Origin of the sequence: uncultured Stenotrophomonas sp. (assembly GCF_913778665.1) — a bacterium.
In the GTDB taxonomy this organism is placed as follows: Bacteria; Pseudomonadota; Gammaproteobacteria; order Xanthomonadales; family Xanthomonadaceae; genus Stenotrophomonas.
In genome coordinates, this window is sequence record NZ_CAJYVQ010000009.1 from 54242 (window position 1) to 68858 (window position 14617).

The following is a 14617-nucleotide window of genomic DNA, read 5'->3' on the forward strand; positions in this document are numbered from 1 at the left end:
GCTACGCTAGCAAGGGATGTAACCGGTTACATGACGCACTGCAGCGCCGAGGGCCGCTTCTTTGGTTGATGCAGCTGAGCATGGCTCGGCTCTACATCGTTTCCGGCAGCTCAAGCGCACCGCATGCTACAGCTCAACCGTCTCCCACCATCGTGTGCCCGCCAGTGGCGCCTGCATGTCCAGCGCTTCGCCCATCATCGGCGTAGCCACCGGCACGTTCTTGGCCGCAGCCAATGCGGTGATGCGTTCGAACGGCTGCTGCCATTCGTGCAGGGCCAGGTCGAAGGTGCCGTTGTGGATCGGCAGCAGCCACTTGCCGCGCAGGTCCAGATGCGCCTGCAGGGTCTGCTCGGGCTGCATGTGCACGAAGGCCCAGCGCGGGTCATAGGCGCCGGTCTCGATCATGGTCAGGTCGAACGGGCCGTACTCCTTGCCGATGGCCTTGAAGCCATCGAAGTAGCCGGTGTCACCGCTGAAGAAGATGCGGAAGTCGCCATCCTGGATCACCCATGACGCCCACAGGCTCCGATCGCTGTCACCCAGCCCGCGGCCTGAGAAGTGCTGGCCGGGCGTGGCGGTGAGGTGCAGGCCATTGGCCTCGGTCGATTGCCACCAGTCCAGCTGCTCTACTTTGCCGGCATCGACACCCCAGGCGATCAGCTGGTCACCCACGCCAAGCGGGGCGATGAAGCGCGCGGTCTTTCCGGCCAGCTGCATCACCGCAGCATGGTCAAGGTGGTCGTAATGGTTGTGGGAGAGAATCACGCCGGCGATCGGCGGCAGTTCCGCGATGCTGATCGGCGGTGCATGGAAGCGCGCCGGCCCCATCCACTGCACCGGCGAGGCGCGCTCGGAGAACACCGGGTCGGTCAGCCAGTACTGGCCGCGCAGTTTCAGCAGGATCGTGGAATGGCCGATGCGGAACAGGCTGCGGTCAGGTGCGGCATCCAGCGTTGCGCGGTCCAGCGGCTGCACAGGGATCGGGTGGGCCGGCACGGTGCCCTTGGGCTTGTTGAACAGGAACGTCCACCAGATCTCCAGGCCATCGCGCAGGCCCATCGCCGGCTTCGGCAGGGCGTTTCGGAACTTGCCGTCGCGGTACTGCGGCGATTCGGGGAAATCGGGGAGAGACCAGGTCTTGCAGAGGGTGTAGGCGGTCACGGCAAGGATTCCAGACAGGAGGACAAGGAGCAGGCGCTTCATGGGTGACGTCCGCTGGGTACACTGCACAGTGTAGTTTCCCATTTCTCAAAAGTACACTGCCGGGTGTAAAATGTGCGCATCCGTTCAGCTATCTGGTTTTCCGCCATGCCCCGTGCCCCGCAACGCTTGACCGACCGCAAACGCGAGGCCATCGTGCGCGCAGCGGTGGAGGAGTTCCGTGCCGCAGGCTACGAGGCCACCAGCATGGACCGCATCGCCGAAGTGGCCGGGGTCTCCAAGCGCACTGTCTACAACCACTTCCCGAGCAAAGAGGCGTTGTTCTCGATGATCCTGGAGGAGCTGTGGGAGCGCAGCGTGGCCGGCGATGTGCTGCCGTACCGCAGCGAGCTGCCGCTGGACGTGCAGTTGCTGCAGCTGCTGGGCCAGAAGCTGGACCTGCTCAGCGACGCCAATTTCATCGACCTGGCGCGGGTGGCGATGGCCGAGATCATCCATTCCCCCGAACGCGCGCAGGCCATCGTCTGTCGCATGGGCGAGAAGGAAAGCGGTGAGAGTGCCTGGATCCGTGCTGCGATCGCCGATGGACGCTTGCGCAAGGTCGATCCGGAATTCGCCGGTCACCAGCTGCACGGGCTGGTGAAGAGCTTCGCGTTCTGGCCGCAGGTAACGATGGGGCAGGCACCGTTGAATGCGCAGGAGCGTGCGCGGGTGGCCGAATCGGCCGTGGCGATGTTCCTCGGTTACTACGCGATCTAGTCGGCGGCGAAACGACGGAACTCGTCCGCCGGCAGTGCCGCCGAATACAGGTAGCCCTGGCCGACATCCACGTCCAGCGCCCGCAACTGCTGCTCCTGCGCCAGCGTTTCGGTGCCCTCGGCCACCACGATCGCGCCGCAGCGATGGGCGACCTCGACGATGAAGCGCACGATCGACTGTGACTTCGCATCGAACAGCGTAGCGATCAGTGCCTGCTCGATCTTGACCTCGGCGATGGCCAGCTGCGAGAGCAGGATCAGGGTCGAATAGCCGGCGCCGAAATCATCCAGCGACAAGGTAACCCCAGCTTCCAGCAGCTGCGCGATGTTGGCTTCGACCACGTCGCGCTCGACGATCTCGGTCCACTCGACGATCTCCAGGCGCAGCATCGCACCGGCGACGTCGTGCAGCTGCAGCAGCTCCTGCAGGCGCAGGCCGAAGTCGGGCAGGCACAGTGACTCGGCCGAGACGTTGACGGCCACCTTCAGTTGCGTGCCATCACGCCGGCACTGCTGCAGGAAGCGGATCGCCGACTGCAGCGTGGCCCATTCCAGGTCCGCAAGCCGACGCTGTCGCCGCAGCAGGGAAATCACGCGCATCGGGGAGATCAGCCGCCCCTCGCCGTCGCGCATGCGCAGCAGCGCTTCGGCGCCCACCAGCTGGCGGTCCTGCAATCGAAGCTTGGGCTGGTAGCACAGGGGCGCGTCAGCATGCTGCAGCCAATGCTCCAGCGCGCTTTCGATCAGTGCGTCGGTCTCGCTGTCGCGCTGGATCGGATCGTCGAAGAACACCACGCCCGTATCGATTGCGCTCAGCGCCAGGGTGATCGCACGGAACGGCAGAGGCCCGTCGTCGCAGTGGCCCGGTGCCTTCAGCTCCACGACGGCGCAGCGGAACAGCGGACGGAAGCCCGGCCAGTCCTGGCCGACCCGATCGGCCAGCGCGGAGGCCAGCTCGCTGATCTGTGGTTGCGCGCGCAGTTCGGACAACGACGCGCCATGGACCAGAATGGCCAGCGCCGCATCACCGAACTGGTAGATCTCCAGCCTGTCGGCCGCCAGCGATGGCAGCAGGCGGCGGACCTCGTCGCTGCTGTCGCGTCGCCACAGCCCGTTGTCCTGCAGCGGCCCGTAGCGCAGGCGAAGATCGCGCAGGTTGCCCATTTCGGCAACGACGATGCGTAGCCACGCTTGTTCGCGCTGGCGCTGGGCATCGATCTGCGCATCGTTGTAGACCAGTGCGAACACCGCCGCGAGCACCAGCAGCCGGTCGGGCGGCCACTGATGCCCCGTGGCGCTGGCCGCCGAGGTCAGTAGCGCGGGTCGGCGATGGCCGGCAGCACCAGTTCGCGCACGAAGCCCGAAGGTGACAGACGCAGCAGGGCACGCACCATGGTTATCACATCGTGCATGGGAACCAGCTCGCCTGCGCCGCGCGCAGCGGCGTCAGTCAACGGCACCGACAGTGCATCGTCGGTGTTGAGATAACCCAGCTGCAGGCTGGTAACCGCCAAGCGACGATCACGGAAGCCTTCGCGCAGCGCATCGGCGATGCCGTTGAGCGCGAACTTCGACGCACCGAACGCCACTTCCGGGCGACCGCTGCGCGGCAGTGCCGAGGTCGAGCCGGTCAGCACCAGCTGCGGCCGTGTTGCATTGAGCACGCGCGGCAACAGGCGCCGCAGGAGCATCAGGGTGGCGGTGATGTTGACGTCGACCAGCTGCTTGAGCGCCGCATCGCTTTCTTCGAGGAAGGCGTACTCGTCACTGAATGCCTTCTCTTCCCAGATGCCCAGGTTGTGGATCAGCACATCCAGATCAGCCGGCGCCTGTGCAGCAATCTGCTCGGCAGCAATGGAGGGCTGGGCCAGGTCGGCCTCGATCCACTGCAGCGTGATTCCATCAGGGCATTGGAGGTCGCGCGGACGACTGCGCGAGACGCCGATGACAGTGTCGCCCGGCTCCCACAGGCCTTCGACGAATGCCCGGCCCAAGCCCCTGCTGGCACCGATGACCATCAATTTCATGTTGCTTCCTTGTATTGGGGAGGCGCGGCGACCGCCGCAGCGCCGGTCACTGTGGACGGCATGCGGCGATTGGTCCATCGTGCGCGCGCTGGCGTATGGACCCGGTTCAGGGCGGCGCACCTGCCGGAAGTACGCGACAATCACCAACGTCACTCACCGACTCCGGACCTTCGCATCTGCATGGACGAACCCGAACCCGCTGCTGGCGATATGCCGCTGCCGCAGACGTGGCAGGGAGTGCTGGCTGGCGCCCGCATCGAACGGCAGTCGATAGGCATGTCGCGTGCGGATGTTGCCCGCGTGTATCGGCCCGGGCAGGCCGACGCTTTCCTGAAGTCGGAAGTGATCGATGCCTTCAGTGAACTGGGCGACGAGATCGAGCGACTGCATTGGCTGCGGGCCCAGGGCCAGCCGGCGCCGACGGTGGTGGCTACCGCGGAAGAAATGGGGCGGCGCTGGTTGCTGATGAGTGCGCTGCCGGGTCGCGATCTTGCCTCCTCACCGGACCTGCCGCCGCAACAGGTGGTGGCTGTGCTGGCTGACGCGTTGCGCGGCCTGCACGCGTTACCGTTGGCGGCCTGCCCGTTCGACCAGCGGCTGGCCTGGCGGCTTCAAGCCGCACAGGCGCGCGTCGAGGCGGGTCTGGTCGACGCCGATGACTTCGATGACGAACGTCTTGGGCAGAGCGCCCAGCAGGTGTTCGCCGCGCTTGATGCCACCCGGCCGGAGGGCGAGGACCTGGTGGTGAGCCACGGCGATGCCTGCCTGCCCAACCTGATGGTGGCCCAAGGCCGCTTCAGCGGCTTCATCGACTGCGGGCGGCTGGGCGTGGCCGACCGCTACCAGGACCTGGCATTGGCCGCGCGCAGCCTTGTGCACAATTTCGGTGACACCCGCTGGGTGGCGCCGCTGTTCCAGCGATATGGCGTGATCGCCGATGAGCGTCGGATGGCGTTCTATCGATTGCTCGACGAGTTCTTCTGAGGCCGGCAAAGGCTGAACGCTGGCCCCCCTGTGCCGGCCTGTGCTCTTTGAAAAATGCGAACGTTCGTTCATTATTTGCGCGATGAACCGCATCGACCGCAATCAGCAACGCATTGCGCAGATCCTGCAGGCGGCACTGCAGTGCTTCCTGGCAAAGGGCTTCCATCAGACCAGCATGCGTGACATCGCGCAGGCAGCCGGGGTCAGCTTGGGCAATCTCTACAACCACTTCCCAGGCAAGGAGGCGATCATCGTTGCGGTGGCGGTGGCCGAGAGCGAAGAACTGGCGCCGTTGCGGCAGCGCCTGGCGGCGTCTGACGGCGACCGCACACAAGTGCTGGCCTTCCTGCAGGAGTTCCACGCACTGTGCCGGCAGCCGGAATGGGCGATGCTTGCCGTTGAAGTGCTGGCCGAAAGCGCGCGCAATCCCGCTGTGGCCGAGGCCTTCGCGGGCAATCGCAGGCACTTGCACCAGGCATTGGCCGAGGCCCTGCAGCGCGTGGCGCAGCGCGAACGTCGGCGCCCAGCGTTGACACCGGCAGTGCAATCGCAGGTACTGCTGGACGCCATCGAGAGCGACGCGCTGCGCCGGGGGCTGGCCAAGGGGGGCGATGTGGATGGCGCACCGTTGGATCTGGGCCTGCTGACGCGTCTGCTTGGGGCACGCGCATGAGCGATGACCGGCGGTTGCACGGCCTGGATCTGGCGCGCTATCTGGCGCTGGCCGGCATGGTACTGGTCAACTTCCGCTTGGCGATGGCCGTTCCCGCTGAAGAAGCGGGCTGGCTGGCGGGCTTCTTCCATCTGCTGGAAGGCAAAGCGTCTGCGACCTTCGTCACCCTGGCCGGCCTTGGCCTGGTACTGGCCACGCAGCGCCAGCAATGGAGGGCGGCGAGCCTGCAGACCTGGCGGCGTGCATTGGTCCTGCTGGTGCTGGGCCTGCTCAACCTGACCCTGTTCCCGGCCGACATCCTGCACTACTACGCGGTGTACTTCGCGCTTGCAGTGCTTTGGCTGCGCGCGTCTCCGAAAGTGTTGCTGGCCAGCATCGTCGCCTTGGCGGCGTCCTCGTTCTGGGCGCTGCTGCACTGGGACTACAGTGAGGGCTGGAACTGGCAGACACTGGAGTACGCGGGCCTGTGGCAATGGCCCGGCGCGGTGCGCAACCTGCTGTTCAACGGTTTCCATCCGGTGCTGCCGTGGCTGGGTTTCTTCCTGCTGGGCATGCTGCTGGCACGCCTGCCGTTGTCGCTACCCCGGGTGCAGCGCGCAGTGCTGGTGCTGGGGCTGTTGCTGATCGGCGCGGGCCACGCGGTGCAGCACCTCGCGCAGGCAACGGCCTGGCAGGCGTGGCTGGGAACGCAGCCGATGCCGCCCGGGCCGGCCTACCTGCTGACCGGAGCAGGTGCGGCGTGTTCGCTGATCGCCACCTGCCTGCTGCTCACGCGTCGATACCCGGGTGACTGGATGGAACCGTTCACCGCCGCAGGGCGCATGACCCTGACCCTGTATGTCGGCCATATCCTGCTGGGCATGGGCACACTGGAAAGCCTGGGCCTCCTGGACGGCAGCGCGTCGTTGGCGTCGGTGCTGTTGTGGGCGCTGCTGTTCCTGATGCTGGCGACGGGCGCAGCGTGGCTGTGGTCGTGGCGGTTCGCACGTGGCCCGCTGGAAGCGCTGATGCGTCGCGTCGCGGGCTAGCCCGTTGCCTGCGCCGGCGTAATGTTGTGACGGACATGTCTGTGTCTCGGCGAAGGCATCTGCGATAGTGGGCGCAGGCAATACTTTCCCCTTCCATTCATGTCATTCGCGTCGGCGCAGCATCTCGGCGAAGTTCTGCAACAGTCCTACGGCATTACAGCCAACGCAGTGGTGCCGCGTGCGGTGGGCGCCGATGCCGGCGCCAGCGTATACCGCGTCGATGCGCGGCAGGGAAAGTGGTGGTTGAAGTGCCGTACCTACCAGGTTGATCCCACGGTGTGGGACAGCCTGCACTGGCTGCGCGGCACACTGGGCATTGACGAGATCGTTGCGCCGTGGCCGGCACTGACCGGCGGCGCATCGGTACAGCGCTGGGGCCTCCAGTTCACTCTGTTCCCCTATATCGAAGGCCAGTCCGGTTTCGAGGCACCCTTGAGCCGCCCCCAGTGGAGCCGGTTGGGCGAGGTGTTGCGGCGTGTGCACGAGGCGCGGCTTCCCGCGAAGCTGCAGGGCGCATTGCCATGCGTGCAGCTGGAAACCGCAGCGTTGGAAACGGTTGGCCGCTGGTTGGGGGAGGGCGACCTGCCGGAGGTGCAGGACGGGCTCAGCCGTGCGTTCGTCTCGACATGGGAGCAGCATCGCGCACGAATTGCGGCGCTGCATGCACATGCGCTGCAGCTGCACAGCGCGCTGCAGGACGTTCCGGCCGATTTGCACCTGTGTCATACCGACCTGCACGCCGGCAACTTGCTGATGGGAAACGATGGTGGTCTGCACCTGATCGACTGGGACGGCCTTTCACTGGCACCGCGCGAACGCGACCTGATGTTCATCGGGGCTGCGGTGGGCGGGCGCTGGGGGCGTGAGAAACCGTCGGGGTTTGCGGAGGGATATGGCCGCGACCTTGGCGACCCGCGCTGGATCGCGTGGTACCGGCACTGGCGCATCCTGCAGGACCTGATCGAGTTCCAGCAGGTGTTGATCGGTACCGATGCCGGCGAGCGCTCGCCGCAGCTGCGCCGTCAGTCGCTGCATTACCTGGGCGAGCAGTTCGCACCGGGCAATGTGTTCGACGCGGCCGAGCGGGCGTATCGCGCTCTGTAGATCCACGCCATGCGTGGATGGCGTGATCAGGCGAGTGGGTCGTCATCCACGCGTGGCGTGGATCTACTCGGCGGGTTTGACCGCTGCGGAGGCCGCGGCGCTGGCGGCACGCCGCGATAACACGGCTTCACGGTGGGCGATATAGGCGTTGGCAGCCAGGATGATGCCGGCGCCGATGAGCGTCCAGCGATCCACGCTTTCATGGAACAGCAGCCAGCCGAACAGCGTCACCAGCGGCAGCTGCAGGAAGCTGATCGGGGTCAGCGCCGAGACTTCACCGAGGCGCAGCGCCCGCGTCCACAGCAGCTGACCGACAGTGCCGAGCACACCCGTGGCCAGCAGCCACAGCCAGGCGATGCCGGTTGGCCAGACCCAGACGAACAGGGCCGGTACCAGCGACAGCGGTACCCAGAATACATAGGTGTAGAGCACCACGGTGTCGGCGCTGTCGACGCGGGTCAGCTGCTTGATCTGGATCGCCACCAACGAGCTGAGCAGGGCTGCTGCGACTGCCACCAGGCTGCCTGCGGTAAAGCCGGCGGTACCGGGTCGCACGATCACCAGCACGCCGATGAAGCCGACCACCACCGCTGCCCAGCGTCGCACGCGCACGGTCTCGCCCAGCCACAGCACGGCGGCAATCGTGACGAACAGCGGTGTCGAGTAAGACAGCGAAACCGCCTGTGCCAACGGCAGATGGCCCAGCGCCCAGAACGCACACAGCATCGAGCCCAGGCCGATTGCACTGCGCACGAAGTAGCGTGGCAGCTGTCGTGTCTTCAGTGGCGCGCGGCCGGGCCGCAACAGCATCGGCAACAGTGCCAGCAGGCCGAAGGCATTGCGGAAGAACGCCACTTCCTGGGTCGGTACATGACGGGTGGCATAGCGGATGGCCACCGCCATCAGGCCGAACGCCATCGTGCTGCCAAGCATCAGCAGCGCCGCCCGCATCGGGGTAGCGCCGGGAGAGGGGGTGGAGCTGTTCACCACTGTGCGCCGAGCAGGCGGGGCTCCGGTTCGATCGGTACGCCAAATTTCTCCAGAACCGAGGCCGAGATGCGCCGCGCCAGCGCCAACAGTTCAGCGCCGCTGGCGTTGCCGTAGTTGACCAGCACCAGCGCATGGCTCGGGGCGACGCCAGCATCGTCTTCGCGGAAGCCCTTCCAGCCGCAGGATTCGATCATCCAGGCCGCCGAGACCTTGCGCTTGCCGTCCTGGTCGGACGGGAACACTGGCAGCTCAGGGAAGTGCTGCAGCAGCACGTCGACCTGTTCCAGCGGCAGCACCGGGTTCTTGAAGAAGCTGCCAGCGTTGCCCAGTACATCCGGGTCGGGCAGCTTGCGGCGGCGGATCGCGATCACCGCATTGGCCACATCCACTGCACCGGGCAGCTCCACGCCCTGCGCCTGCAGTTCTTCGCTGATGCCGGCGTAATCCATGCGCAGGTCATGCAGCAGGGGCAGCTTCAGTTCGATGGCCGTGATCAGGTAGCGGTCCGTCTGCTGCTTGAACACGCTGTCACGGTAGGCGAAGCCGCACTGCTCGTTGTCCAGCCGCACCCAGGCCTGTTGCTGGCAGTCCCAGGCTTCGACGGCCTGGATGAACTCGCCGACCTGCGCACCGTAGGCGCCGATGTTCTGGATCGGCGCGGCACCGGCGGTGCCGGGAATCAAGGCCAGGTTTTCCAGTCCGGACAGGCCTTCCTGCAGCGACCACATGACCAGGCCATGCCAGGGCACACCGGCGCCGGCGCGGATCACCGCATGGTCGGCGCGGTGTTCAAGGAAGCTGATGTCGCGGTTGCCGAACACCAGTACGGTGCCGGGCAGATCGTCGGCGATCAGCACATTGCTGCCGCTGCCGAGTACCAGCAATGGTCCCTCGGCCACTTCGGGCAGCGCCAGCACCTCCGGCAACAGCGCCGGGTCGTGCAGTTCCAGCAGCTGGGCCGCGCTGGCCTGCACATGGAAGGTGTTCAGTGCCTGCAGCGGCGCATTGCGGGTGAGCGTCCAGCGCAGCGGTGCGGCGGCGTCGGTGGTGTCCATGGGCGCGCTCACAGCGGTGCCACCGCGCCACGGCTCGGCGCTTCGCGGCGGCGACGGATCGCCTCCACGCATTCGGAAACCAGCGCCGGGCCACGGAAGATCAGCCCGCTGTAGCACTGCACCAGCGCGGCTCCGGCGGCCATCTTGGCCACCGCGTCGGCACCGGACAGGATGCCGCCGACGCCGACCAGCGGCACCGACTCGGGCAAGCGCGCGCGCAGGCGGCGCAGCACCAGGGTGGACTGTTCCAGCACCGGGGCGCCGGACAAGCCGCCGGCTTCATTGGCCAGCGGATGGCCGGCCACCTTGCTGTGGTCGATGGTGGTGTTGGTGGCGATCACGCCATCCACCTGCAGTTCGCCCAGCACGCGCGCGGCGGCATCGATGTCGCGCTCGCTGAGGTCCGGTGCCACCTTGACCAGCATCGGCACGCGGCGACCGTGCTGCGCGGCCAGGGTTTCCTGGCGGTCGCGCAGCTGGCTGACCAGCTGGCGCAGTGCGGTCTCCTCCTGCAGTTCGCGCAGGCCGGCGGTGTTGGGCGAGGAGATGTTGACCGTGATGTAGTCGGCCAGCGGATACACCTTGTCCATGCAGGCGATGTAGTCATCGGCCGCCTGTTCGTTGGCGGTGTCCTTGTTCTTGCCGATATTGATGCCGAGCAGGCCGCGGCGGTTGCGCGCGCGCTCGACGTTGCGCACCAGCGCGTCCACGCCTGCATTGTTGAAGCCCATGCGGTTGATGATCGCGTTGTGTTCCGGCAGCCGGAACAGGCGCGGCTGCGGGTTGCCGGCCTGCGGTCGCGGGGTGATGGTGCCGATCTCGACGAAGCCGAAGCCCAGCGCGAACAATGCATCGATGTGCTCGCCGTTCTTGTCCAAGCCGGCGGCCAGGCCGACCGGGTTGGGGAAGGTCAGCCCGAACACGGTGCTCGGCATCGGCGCGATGCGGGCGGCCAGCAGCGGCGTGGTGCCGGTGCGCCAGGCCAGGTCCAGTGCGGACAGGCCGAGGCCGTGGGCGCGCTCGGCGTCGAGCGAGAACAGGAAGGGGCGGGCAAGCGAATACATGCGTCGGTTCAGTCCAGCGTGCCGAGGAAGGCTCGGGTTCGATATTCAAAAGCAACCTGGCCGTCGACCGCGTGGGTGGCGAACAGGTCCTGCAGCGCGTCGATCATCGGCACATGGCGCGGGTGACCGGGTTGCGGGGCATAGGAGGAGGACAGCAGGCGCCCGCGCAGGGCATCGAAATCCAGGTGCTGCACGTTCGGCAGCTCGACCATGCCGCGCAGCCCTGCGCCGAACCAGGCCTGCATGGTGGCGTCGTCCTGGTAGCGTTCGGCCACAGCGGTGTAGTCGGTGCCGTAGTCCAGCAGCAGCTGCTCGTAGCCGACCAGGAACGGGCTGGCATCGAGCAGGCGCGAGTTCCAATAGATCAGTGCCTGGCCACCCGGGCGCAGGATGCGCTGCCACTCGGCGCGCACCGCCACGGTTTCGAACCAGTGGAAGGCCTGTGCGACGCTGACCAGATCGATGCTGGCAGCGTCCAGCCCGGTGGCCTCGGCGCGTCCATCGACCGCACTGAACTGCGGGTACAGCGGCGCCAGCCACTGCTCGGACGCAGAGCGCATGGCGGTGTTCGGTTCCACCGCGATCACCGGGTGGCCGCTGGCCAGGAACAGGCGACTGGAAATGCCGGTGCCGGCGCCGATGTCGGCCACCTGCGCCTGATGGCTGACACCCATCGGACCGTGCAGCCACTCGAGCAGGGCCGGCGGGTAATCGGGCCGGTAGCGGACGTAGTCGGCGACGCGGCTGCTGAAGCGTTCAGTGCTGTCGGCGGTGGTCATGGTGGGCTCAGCTCGACATCGCGGCGAACCAGGCCAGGCCGCCGAAGAACAGGATGAAGGCCAGGATGGCGGCGATCACGGCGCCGACCATCACCCACCCCAGCACCAGCCCGGTAATAGCGAGGCCGTCACCTTCAAGTTCAAGCGGGCGGCGGCGGATCTCGGCGCGGGCCATGTGACCGGTCACGATGGCGACGATGCTGGCCACGAAGGGCAGGACGGTCCAGCTGGCGATACCCATGACCAGGCTGACGACGGCCAGGGTGCTTGTCTGTCGGGGTGCCACGCTCATCGGGGTCCTCCTTGGCAGTGTGCACATGATAGTGCCTCTGCCCGGGCAATCCCATGCCCGGAGGGTACGATGGCAGGCGTCGACCTTGTCCGGCGAACGGGGCGCCAACCCAGGTTGGCAGCTGCCGGAGCGCCGTCGTCAGCCCATCAACACCTGGCCGCCATCCACATTGAGCACGTGGCCGGTGATCCAGCGTGCCAGCGGCGAGCACAGGAACAGGGCGGCGTCAGCGATCTCTCGCGGGTGGCCGAAGCGGCCGAACGGGATTTTCGCCAGGGTGCCGTGGTACAGCGCAGGATCCTCGATGCGGCGGCGGTCCCACAGGCCGTCATCGAACTCGATCGAGCCCGGTGCGATGGCGTTGACCCGGATCCGGTCCTTGGCCAGGGCCAAGGCCTGCGAGGTGGTGTAGTGCGAGAGCGCGGCCTTGGCGGCGGCGTAGGGTGCGCCGCCTGGACGCGGCTGCTGCGCAGCGATCGAAGACAGGTTGAGGATGCAGGCATCGCTGGAGGCGCGCAGCCACGGCAAGGCCAGTCGCGAGGCCCGCACGGCCGCCATCAGGTCAATCTGCAGGCTGGCAGCCCAGCCGTCTTCGTCATCCGCCATGCCGTAGCCGGTGGCGTTGTTGATCAGCACGTCGATGCCGCCGAGCGTGCCGGCTGCGGCGTGCAGCCAGGCCTGGATCTGGCCGGTGTCGGCCAGATCGGTGGCAAACGCATGCAGTGGGGTGCCCAGCGCCTGTGCGTCGGCACGCAGCGCATCCAGTCCGGCTTGGCCGCGGGCGCAGGCCGAAACCTGCGCACCGGCACCGGCAAACGCCAGCGCCATTTCACGGCCGATGCCCTTGCTGCCGCCGGCAACCAGCACGCGGCGGCCGCTGAAGTCGAGGGTCGGAGCCCCGTTGGGGATCCGGCCCACCGCCATGGCCGAAACGTTCGCCATTACAGGTCGAACTTGATGCCCTGGGCCAGCGGCAGCGAATCGGAATAGTTGATGGTGTTGGTCTGGCGGCGCATGTAGACCTTCCACGCATCCGAACCGGACTCGCGGCCACCGCCGGTGTCCTTCTCGCCACCGAAGGCGCCGCCGATCTCGGCACCGGACGTGCCGATGTTGATGTTGGCGATGCCGCAGTCGCTGCCGGCCGCCGACAGGAACTTCTCGGCAGTCTTCAGGTTCTGGGTGAAGATCGACGACGACAGGCCCTGCGGCACGCCGTTCTGCATGTCGATGGCTTCGTCGAGGCTGTCGTACGGCATCACGTACAGGATCGGTGCGAAGGTCTCGTGCTGGACCACCGCATCGCTGTTCTTCAGGCCGGAGACGATCGCGGGCAGCACGAAGTTGCCGGCGCGGTCGATGCGGGTGCCGCCGGTTTCGATGGTGCCGCCGGCGGCCTTGGCCTGGGCAATGGCATCCAGGAACTGCTGCACGGCGCCTTCGCTGTTCAGCGGGCCCATCAGGTTGGCGGCATCGGTCGGGTCGCCGATCTTGCCTTCAACCTGCTTGTACGCCTTGACCAGCGTGGCCAGCACGTCGGCGTAGATCGAGCGGTGCACGATCAGGCGGCGGGTGGTGGTGCAGCGCTGGCCAGCGGTGCCGACAGCGCCGAACACGATGCCCGGCACGGCCAGCTTCAGGTCGGCGGTTTCGTCCAGGATGATGGCGTTGTTGCCGCCCAGTTCCAGCAGGCAGCGGCCGAGGCGGCGCGCGACCTTCTCGTTGACGGTGCGGCCGACCTGGGTCGATCCGGTGAAGCTGATGAGCGGTACGCGACGGTCGTCGACCATCTTTTCCGACAGCGCGGTGCCGGCGTCGTTGATCAGGAAGAAGATGTCCGGGAAGCCGGCTTCGCGCAGGGCATCGTTGCAGATCTTCAGCGAGGCGATGGCGGTCAGCGGAGTCTTGTTGGACGGCTTCCAGATGCAGACGTCGCCACAGATGGCGGCCAGGAACGAATTCCAGCTCCACACCGCCACCGGGAAGTTGAAGGCGGAGATGATGCCGACCAGGCCCAGCGGGTGGTACTGCTCGTACATGCGGTGGCCGGGGCGCTCGGAGTGCATGGTGTAGCCGTACAGCATGCGGCTCTGGCCGACCGCGAAATCGGCGATGTCGATCATCTCCTGCACTTCGCCGTCGCCTTCCGGCTTGCTCTTGCCCATTTCCAGCGCGACCAGCGAACCGAGGGCGTCCTTGTGTTTGCGCAGTGCTTCGCCGCAAAGGCGCACGGCTTCGCCACGGCGCGGGGCCGGCGTGGTGCGCCAGATCTTGAAGGCTTCCTGGGCGCGAGCGACGACGGTCTCGTATTCGGCCTCGGTGGTGGCGCGGACCTGCGCGATCGGCTCGCCAGTAGTCGGGTTGACCGGGGTGATCAGCTCACCGCTGGTCGCGCTCGACCACTCCCCGTTGCCCAGGTACGTGCCAGCGTTGATCGCGTCCAGGCCAAGGGACTTGAGCAGCTCGGAAGACATGCAGACTCCTGTGTTTCGTTACGTTGTTTGGCGCCATCGCGGGCAGGTGGGGGCGCGATGAACTGAACCGTCGATGGTAGCAGAGCGTGGTTGCCGGACTTTGATGCGGTGCGAGGTGAGGGGGAGGGGGAGGGGGAGGGCCGAGCTTCAAGGCGATTGGCGCTTCATGGAGAGTCTGTGACGACGTGTGACGAAAGGTGACGTGAAGCGCCGAACATCGAGACAGGA

The 14617-nt window shown here is 66.7% G+C and carries 14 protein-coding genes and 1 pseudogene; 5 read left to right on the forward strand and 10 right to left on the reverse strand.

Features of this window, described 5'->3' with window-relative positions:
• Positions 1-126: 126 nt before the first annotated feature.
• Positions 127-1203 carry an MBL fold metallo-hydrolase gene (locus tag QZ853_RS12420; RefSeq protein ID WP_295573620.1) on the reverse strand — a complete coding sequence of 359 codons (1077 nt, stop codon included), beginning with the start codon at positions 1201-1203 and terminating at the stop codon, positions 127-129.
• A 105-nt stretch (positions 1204-1308) separates the two neighbouring features.
• On the opposite strand from QZ853_RS12420, the gene QZ853_RS12425 reads away from it, so the two are divergent.
• Entirely contained in the window at positions 1309-1920 is a 612-nt protein-coding gene (locus QZ853_RS12425; protein WP_295573623.1) for a TetR/AcrR family transcriptional regulator, read from the forward strand.
• On the opposite strand, the pseudogene QZ853_RS12430 reads toward QZ853_RS12425, so the two are convergent.
• Positions 1917-3185 (reverse strand): annotated as a pseudogene (locus tag QZ853_RS12430) (EAL domain-containing protein); the annotation flags it as partial. The gene QZ853_RS12425 and the pseudogene QZ853_RS12430 sit on opposite strands and share 4 nt — an antisense overlap.
• Before the next feature lie 44 nt (positions 3186-3229).
• Positions 3230-3946 (reverse strand): SDR family NAD(P)-dependent oxidoreductase, encoded by a 717-nt coding sequence (locus QZ853_RS12435; protein WP_295573628.1) that lies wholly within the window; start codon positions 3944-3946, stop codon positions 3230-3232.
• A gap of 180 nt (positions 3947-4126) precedes the next feature.
• Here QZ853_RS12435 and QZ853_RS12440 point away from each other — a divergent pair, with 180 nt between their 5' ends.
• From QZ853_RS12440 to QZ853_RS12455, 4 genes are all read left to right on the forward strand, one after another.
• Positions 4127-4930 (forward strand): APH(3')-II family aminoglycoside O-phosphotransferase, encoded by an 804-nt coding sequence (locus QZ853_RS12440; RefSeq protein ID WP_295573630.1) that lies wholly within the window; start codon positions 4127-4129, stop codon positions 4928-4930.
• An 82-nt stretch (positions 4931-5012) separates the two neighbouring features.
• Positions 5013-5603: a TetR/AcrR family transcriptional regulator gene (locus QZ853_RS12445; protein ID WP_295573632.1), complete on the forward strand. Its 591-nt coding sequence runs from the start codon at positions 5013-5015 to the stop codon at positions 5601-5603.
• Positions 5600-6631 carry a heparan-alpha-glucosaminide N-acetyltransferase domain-containing protein gene (locus tag QZ853_RS12450; protein WP_295573634.1) on the forward strand — a complete coding sequence of 344 codons (1032 nt, stop codon included), beginning with the start codon at positions 5600-5602 and terminating at the stop codon, positions 6629-6631. The genes QZ853_RS12445 and QZ853_RS12450 overlap by 4 nt, the downstream gene beginning before the upstream one ends.
• A gap of 99 nt (positions 6632-6730) precedes the next feature.
• On the forward strand, positions 6731-7735 hold the full coding sequence (locus tag QZ853_RS12455; RefSeq protein WP_295573636.1) for an aminoglycoside phosphotransferase family protein: 1005 nt from the start codon (positions 6731-6733) through the stop codon (positions 7733-7735).
• Between the two features lie 63 nt (positions 7736-7798).
• Here QZ853_RS12455 and QZ853_RS12460 read toward each other — a convergent pair whose 3' ends face one another.
• The 7 genes from QZ853_RS12460 to QZ853_RS12490 form a co-directional block, all read right to left on the reverse strand.
• Entirely contained in the window at positions 7799-8686 is an 888-nt protein-coding gene (locus QZ853_RS12460) for a DMT family transporter (protein ID WP_295574318.1), read from the reverse strand.
• A gap of 32 nt (positions 8687-8718) precedes the next feature.
• Entirely contained in the window at positions 8719-9780 is a 1062-nt protein-coding gene (murB, locus tag QZ853_RS12465; RefSeq protein WP_295573637.1) for a UDP-N-acetylmuramate dehydrogenase, read from the reverse strand.
• 8 nt (positions 9781-9788) lie between these two features.
• A complete protein-coding gene (locus tag QZ853_RS12470; RefSeq protein WP_295573640.1) occupies positions 9789-10844 on the reverse strand; it encodes a quinone-dependent dihydroorotate dehydrogenase in 1056 nt (351 codons plus the stop codon).
• Between the two features lie 8 nt (positions 10845-10852).
• Positions 10853-11623, reverse strand: coding sequence for a class I SAM-dependent methyltransferase (locus QZ853_RS12475; protein ID WP_295573642.1), 771 nt, complete (start codon positions 11621-11623; stop codon positions 10853-10855).
• Positions 11624-11630: 7 nt separating this feature from the next.
• Positions 11631-11915 (reverse strand): DUF4190 domain-containing protein, encoded by a 285-nt coding sequence (locus QZ853_RS12480; RefSeq protein WP_295573645.1) that lies wholly within the window; start codon positions 11913-11915, stop codon positions 11631-11633.
• A gap of 138 nt (positions 11916-12053) precedes the next feature.
• On the reverse strand, positions 12054-12857 hold the full coding sequence (locus QZ853_RS12485; protein WP_295573647.1) for an SDR family oxidoreductase: 804 nt from the start codon (positions 12855-12857) through the stop codon (positions 12054-12056).
• Positions 12857-14389, reverse strand: coding sequence for an aldehyde dehydrogenase family protein (locus QZ853_RS12490; protein ID WP_295573649.1), 1533 nt, complete (start codon positions 14387-14389; stop codon positions 12857-12859). The genes QZ853_RS12485 and QZ853_RS12490 overlap by 1 nt, the downstream gene beginning before the upstream one ends.
• Positions 14390-14617 lie beyond the last annotated feature (228 nt).

What these genes read in the sequence shown, in the direction of transcription:
- QZ853_RS12435 (WP_295573628.1), bottom strand. Translation starts at nt 3,946, where the DNA reads ATGAAATTGATGGTCATCGGTGCCAGCAGGGGCTTGGGCCGGGCATTC.
- QZ853_RS12425 (WP_295573623.1), top strand. Translation starts at nt 1,309, where the DNA reads ATGCCCCGTGCCCCGCAACGCTTGACCGACCGCAAACGCGAGGCCATC.
- QZ853_RS12445 (WP_295573632.1), top strand. Translation starts at nt 5,013, where the DNA reads ATGAACCGCATCGACCGCAATCAGCAACGCATTGCGCAGATCCTGCAG.
- QZ853_RS12470 (WP_295573640.1), bottom strand. Translation starts at nt 10,844, where the DNA reads ATGTATTCGCTTGCCCGCCCCTTCCTGTTCTCGCTCGACGCCGAGCGC.
- QZ853_RS12450 (WP_295573634.1), top strand. Translation starts at nt 5,600, where the DNA reads ATGAGCGATGACCGGCGGTTGCACGGCCTGGATCTGGCGCGCTATCTG.
- QZ853_RS12460 (WP_295574318.1), bottom strand. Translation starts at nt 8,686, where the DNA reads ATGCGGGCGGCGCTGCTGATGCTTGGCAGCACGATGGCGTTCGGCCTG.
- QZ853_RS12475 (WP_295573642.1), bottom strand. Translation starts at nt 11,623, where the DNA reads ATGACCACCGCCGACAGCACTGAACGCTTCAGCAGCCGCGTCGCCGAC.
- murB (WP_295573637.1), bottom strand. Translation starts at nt 9,780, where the DNA reads ATGGACACCACCGACGCCGCCGCACCGCTGCGCTGGACGCTCACCCGC.
- QZ853_RS12455 (WP_295573636.1), top strand. Translation starts at nt 6,731, where the DNA reads ATGTCATTCGCGTCGGCGCAGCATCTCGGCGAAGTTCTGCAACAGTCC.
- QZ853_RS12440 (WP_295573630.1), top strand. Translation starts at nt 4,127, where the DNA reads ATGGACGAACCCGAACCCGCTGCTGGCGATATGCCGCTGCCGCAGACG.
- QZ853_RS12485 (WP_295573647.1), bottom strand. Translation starts at nt 12,857, where the DNA reads ATGGCGAACGTTTCGGCCATGGCGGTGGGCCGGATCCCCAACGGGGCT.
- QZ853_RS12420 (WP_295573620.1), bottom strand. Translation starts at nt 1,203, where the DNA reads ATGAAGCGCCTGCTCCTTGTCCTCCTGTCTGGAATCCTTGCCGTGACC.
- QZ853_RS12480 (WP_295573645.1), bottom strand. Translation starts at nt 11,915, where the DNA reads ATGAGCGTGGCACCCCGACAGACAAGCACCCTGGCCGTCGTCAGCCTG.
- QZ853_RS12490 (WP_295573649.1), bottom strand. Translation starts at nt 14,389, where the DNA reads ATGTCTTCCGAGCTGCTCAAGTCCCTTGGCCTGGACGCGATCAACGCT.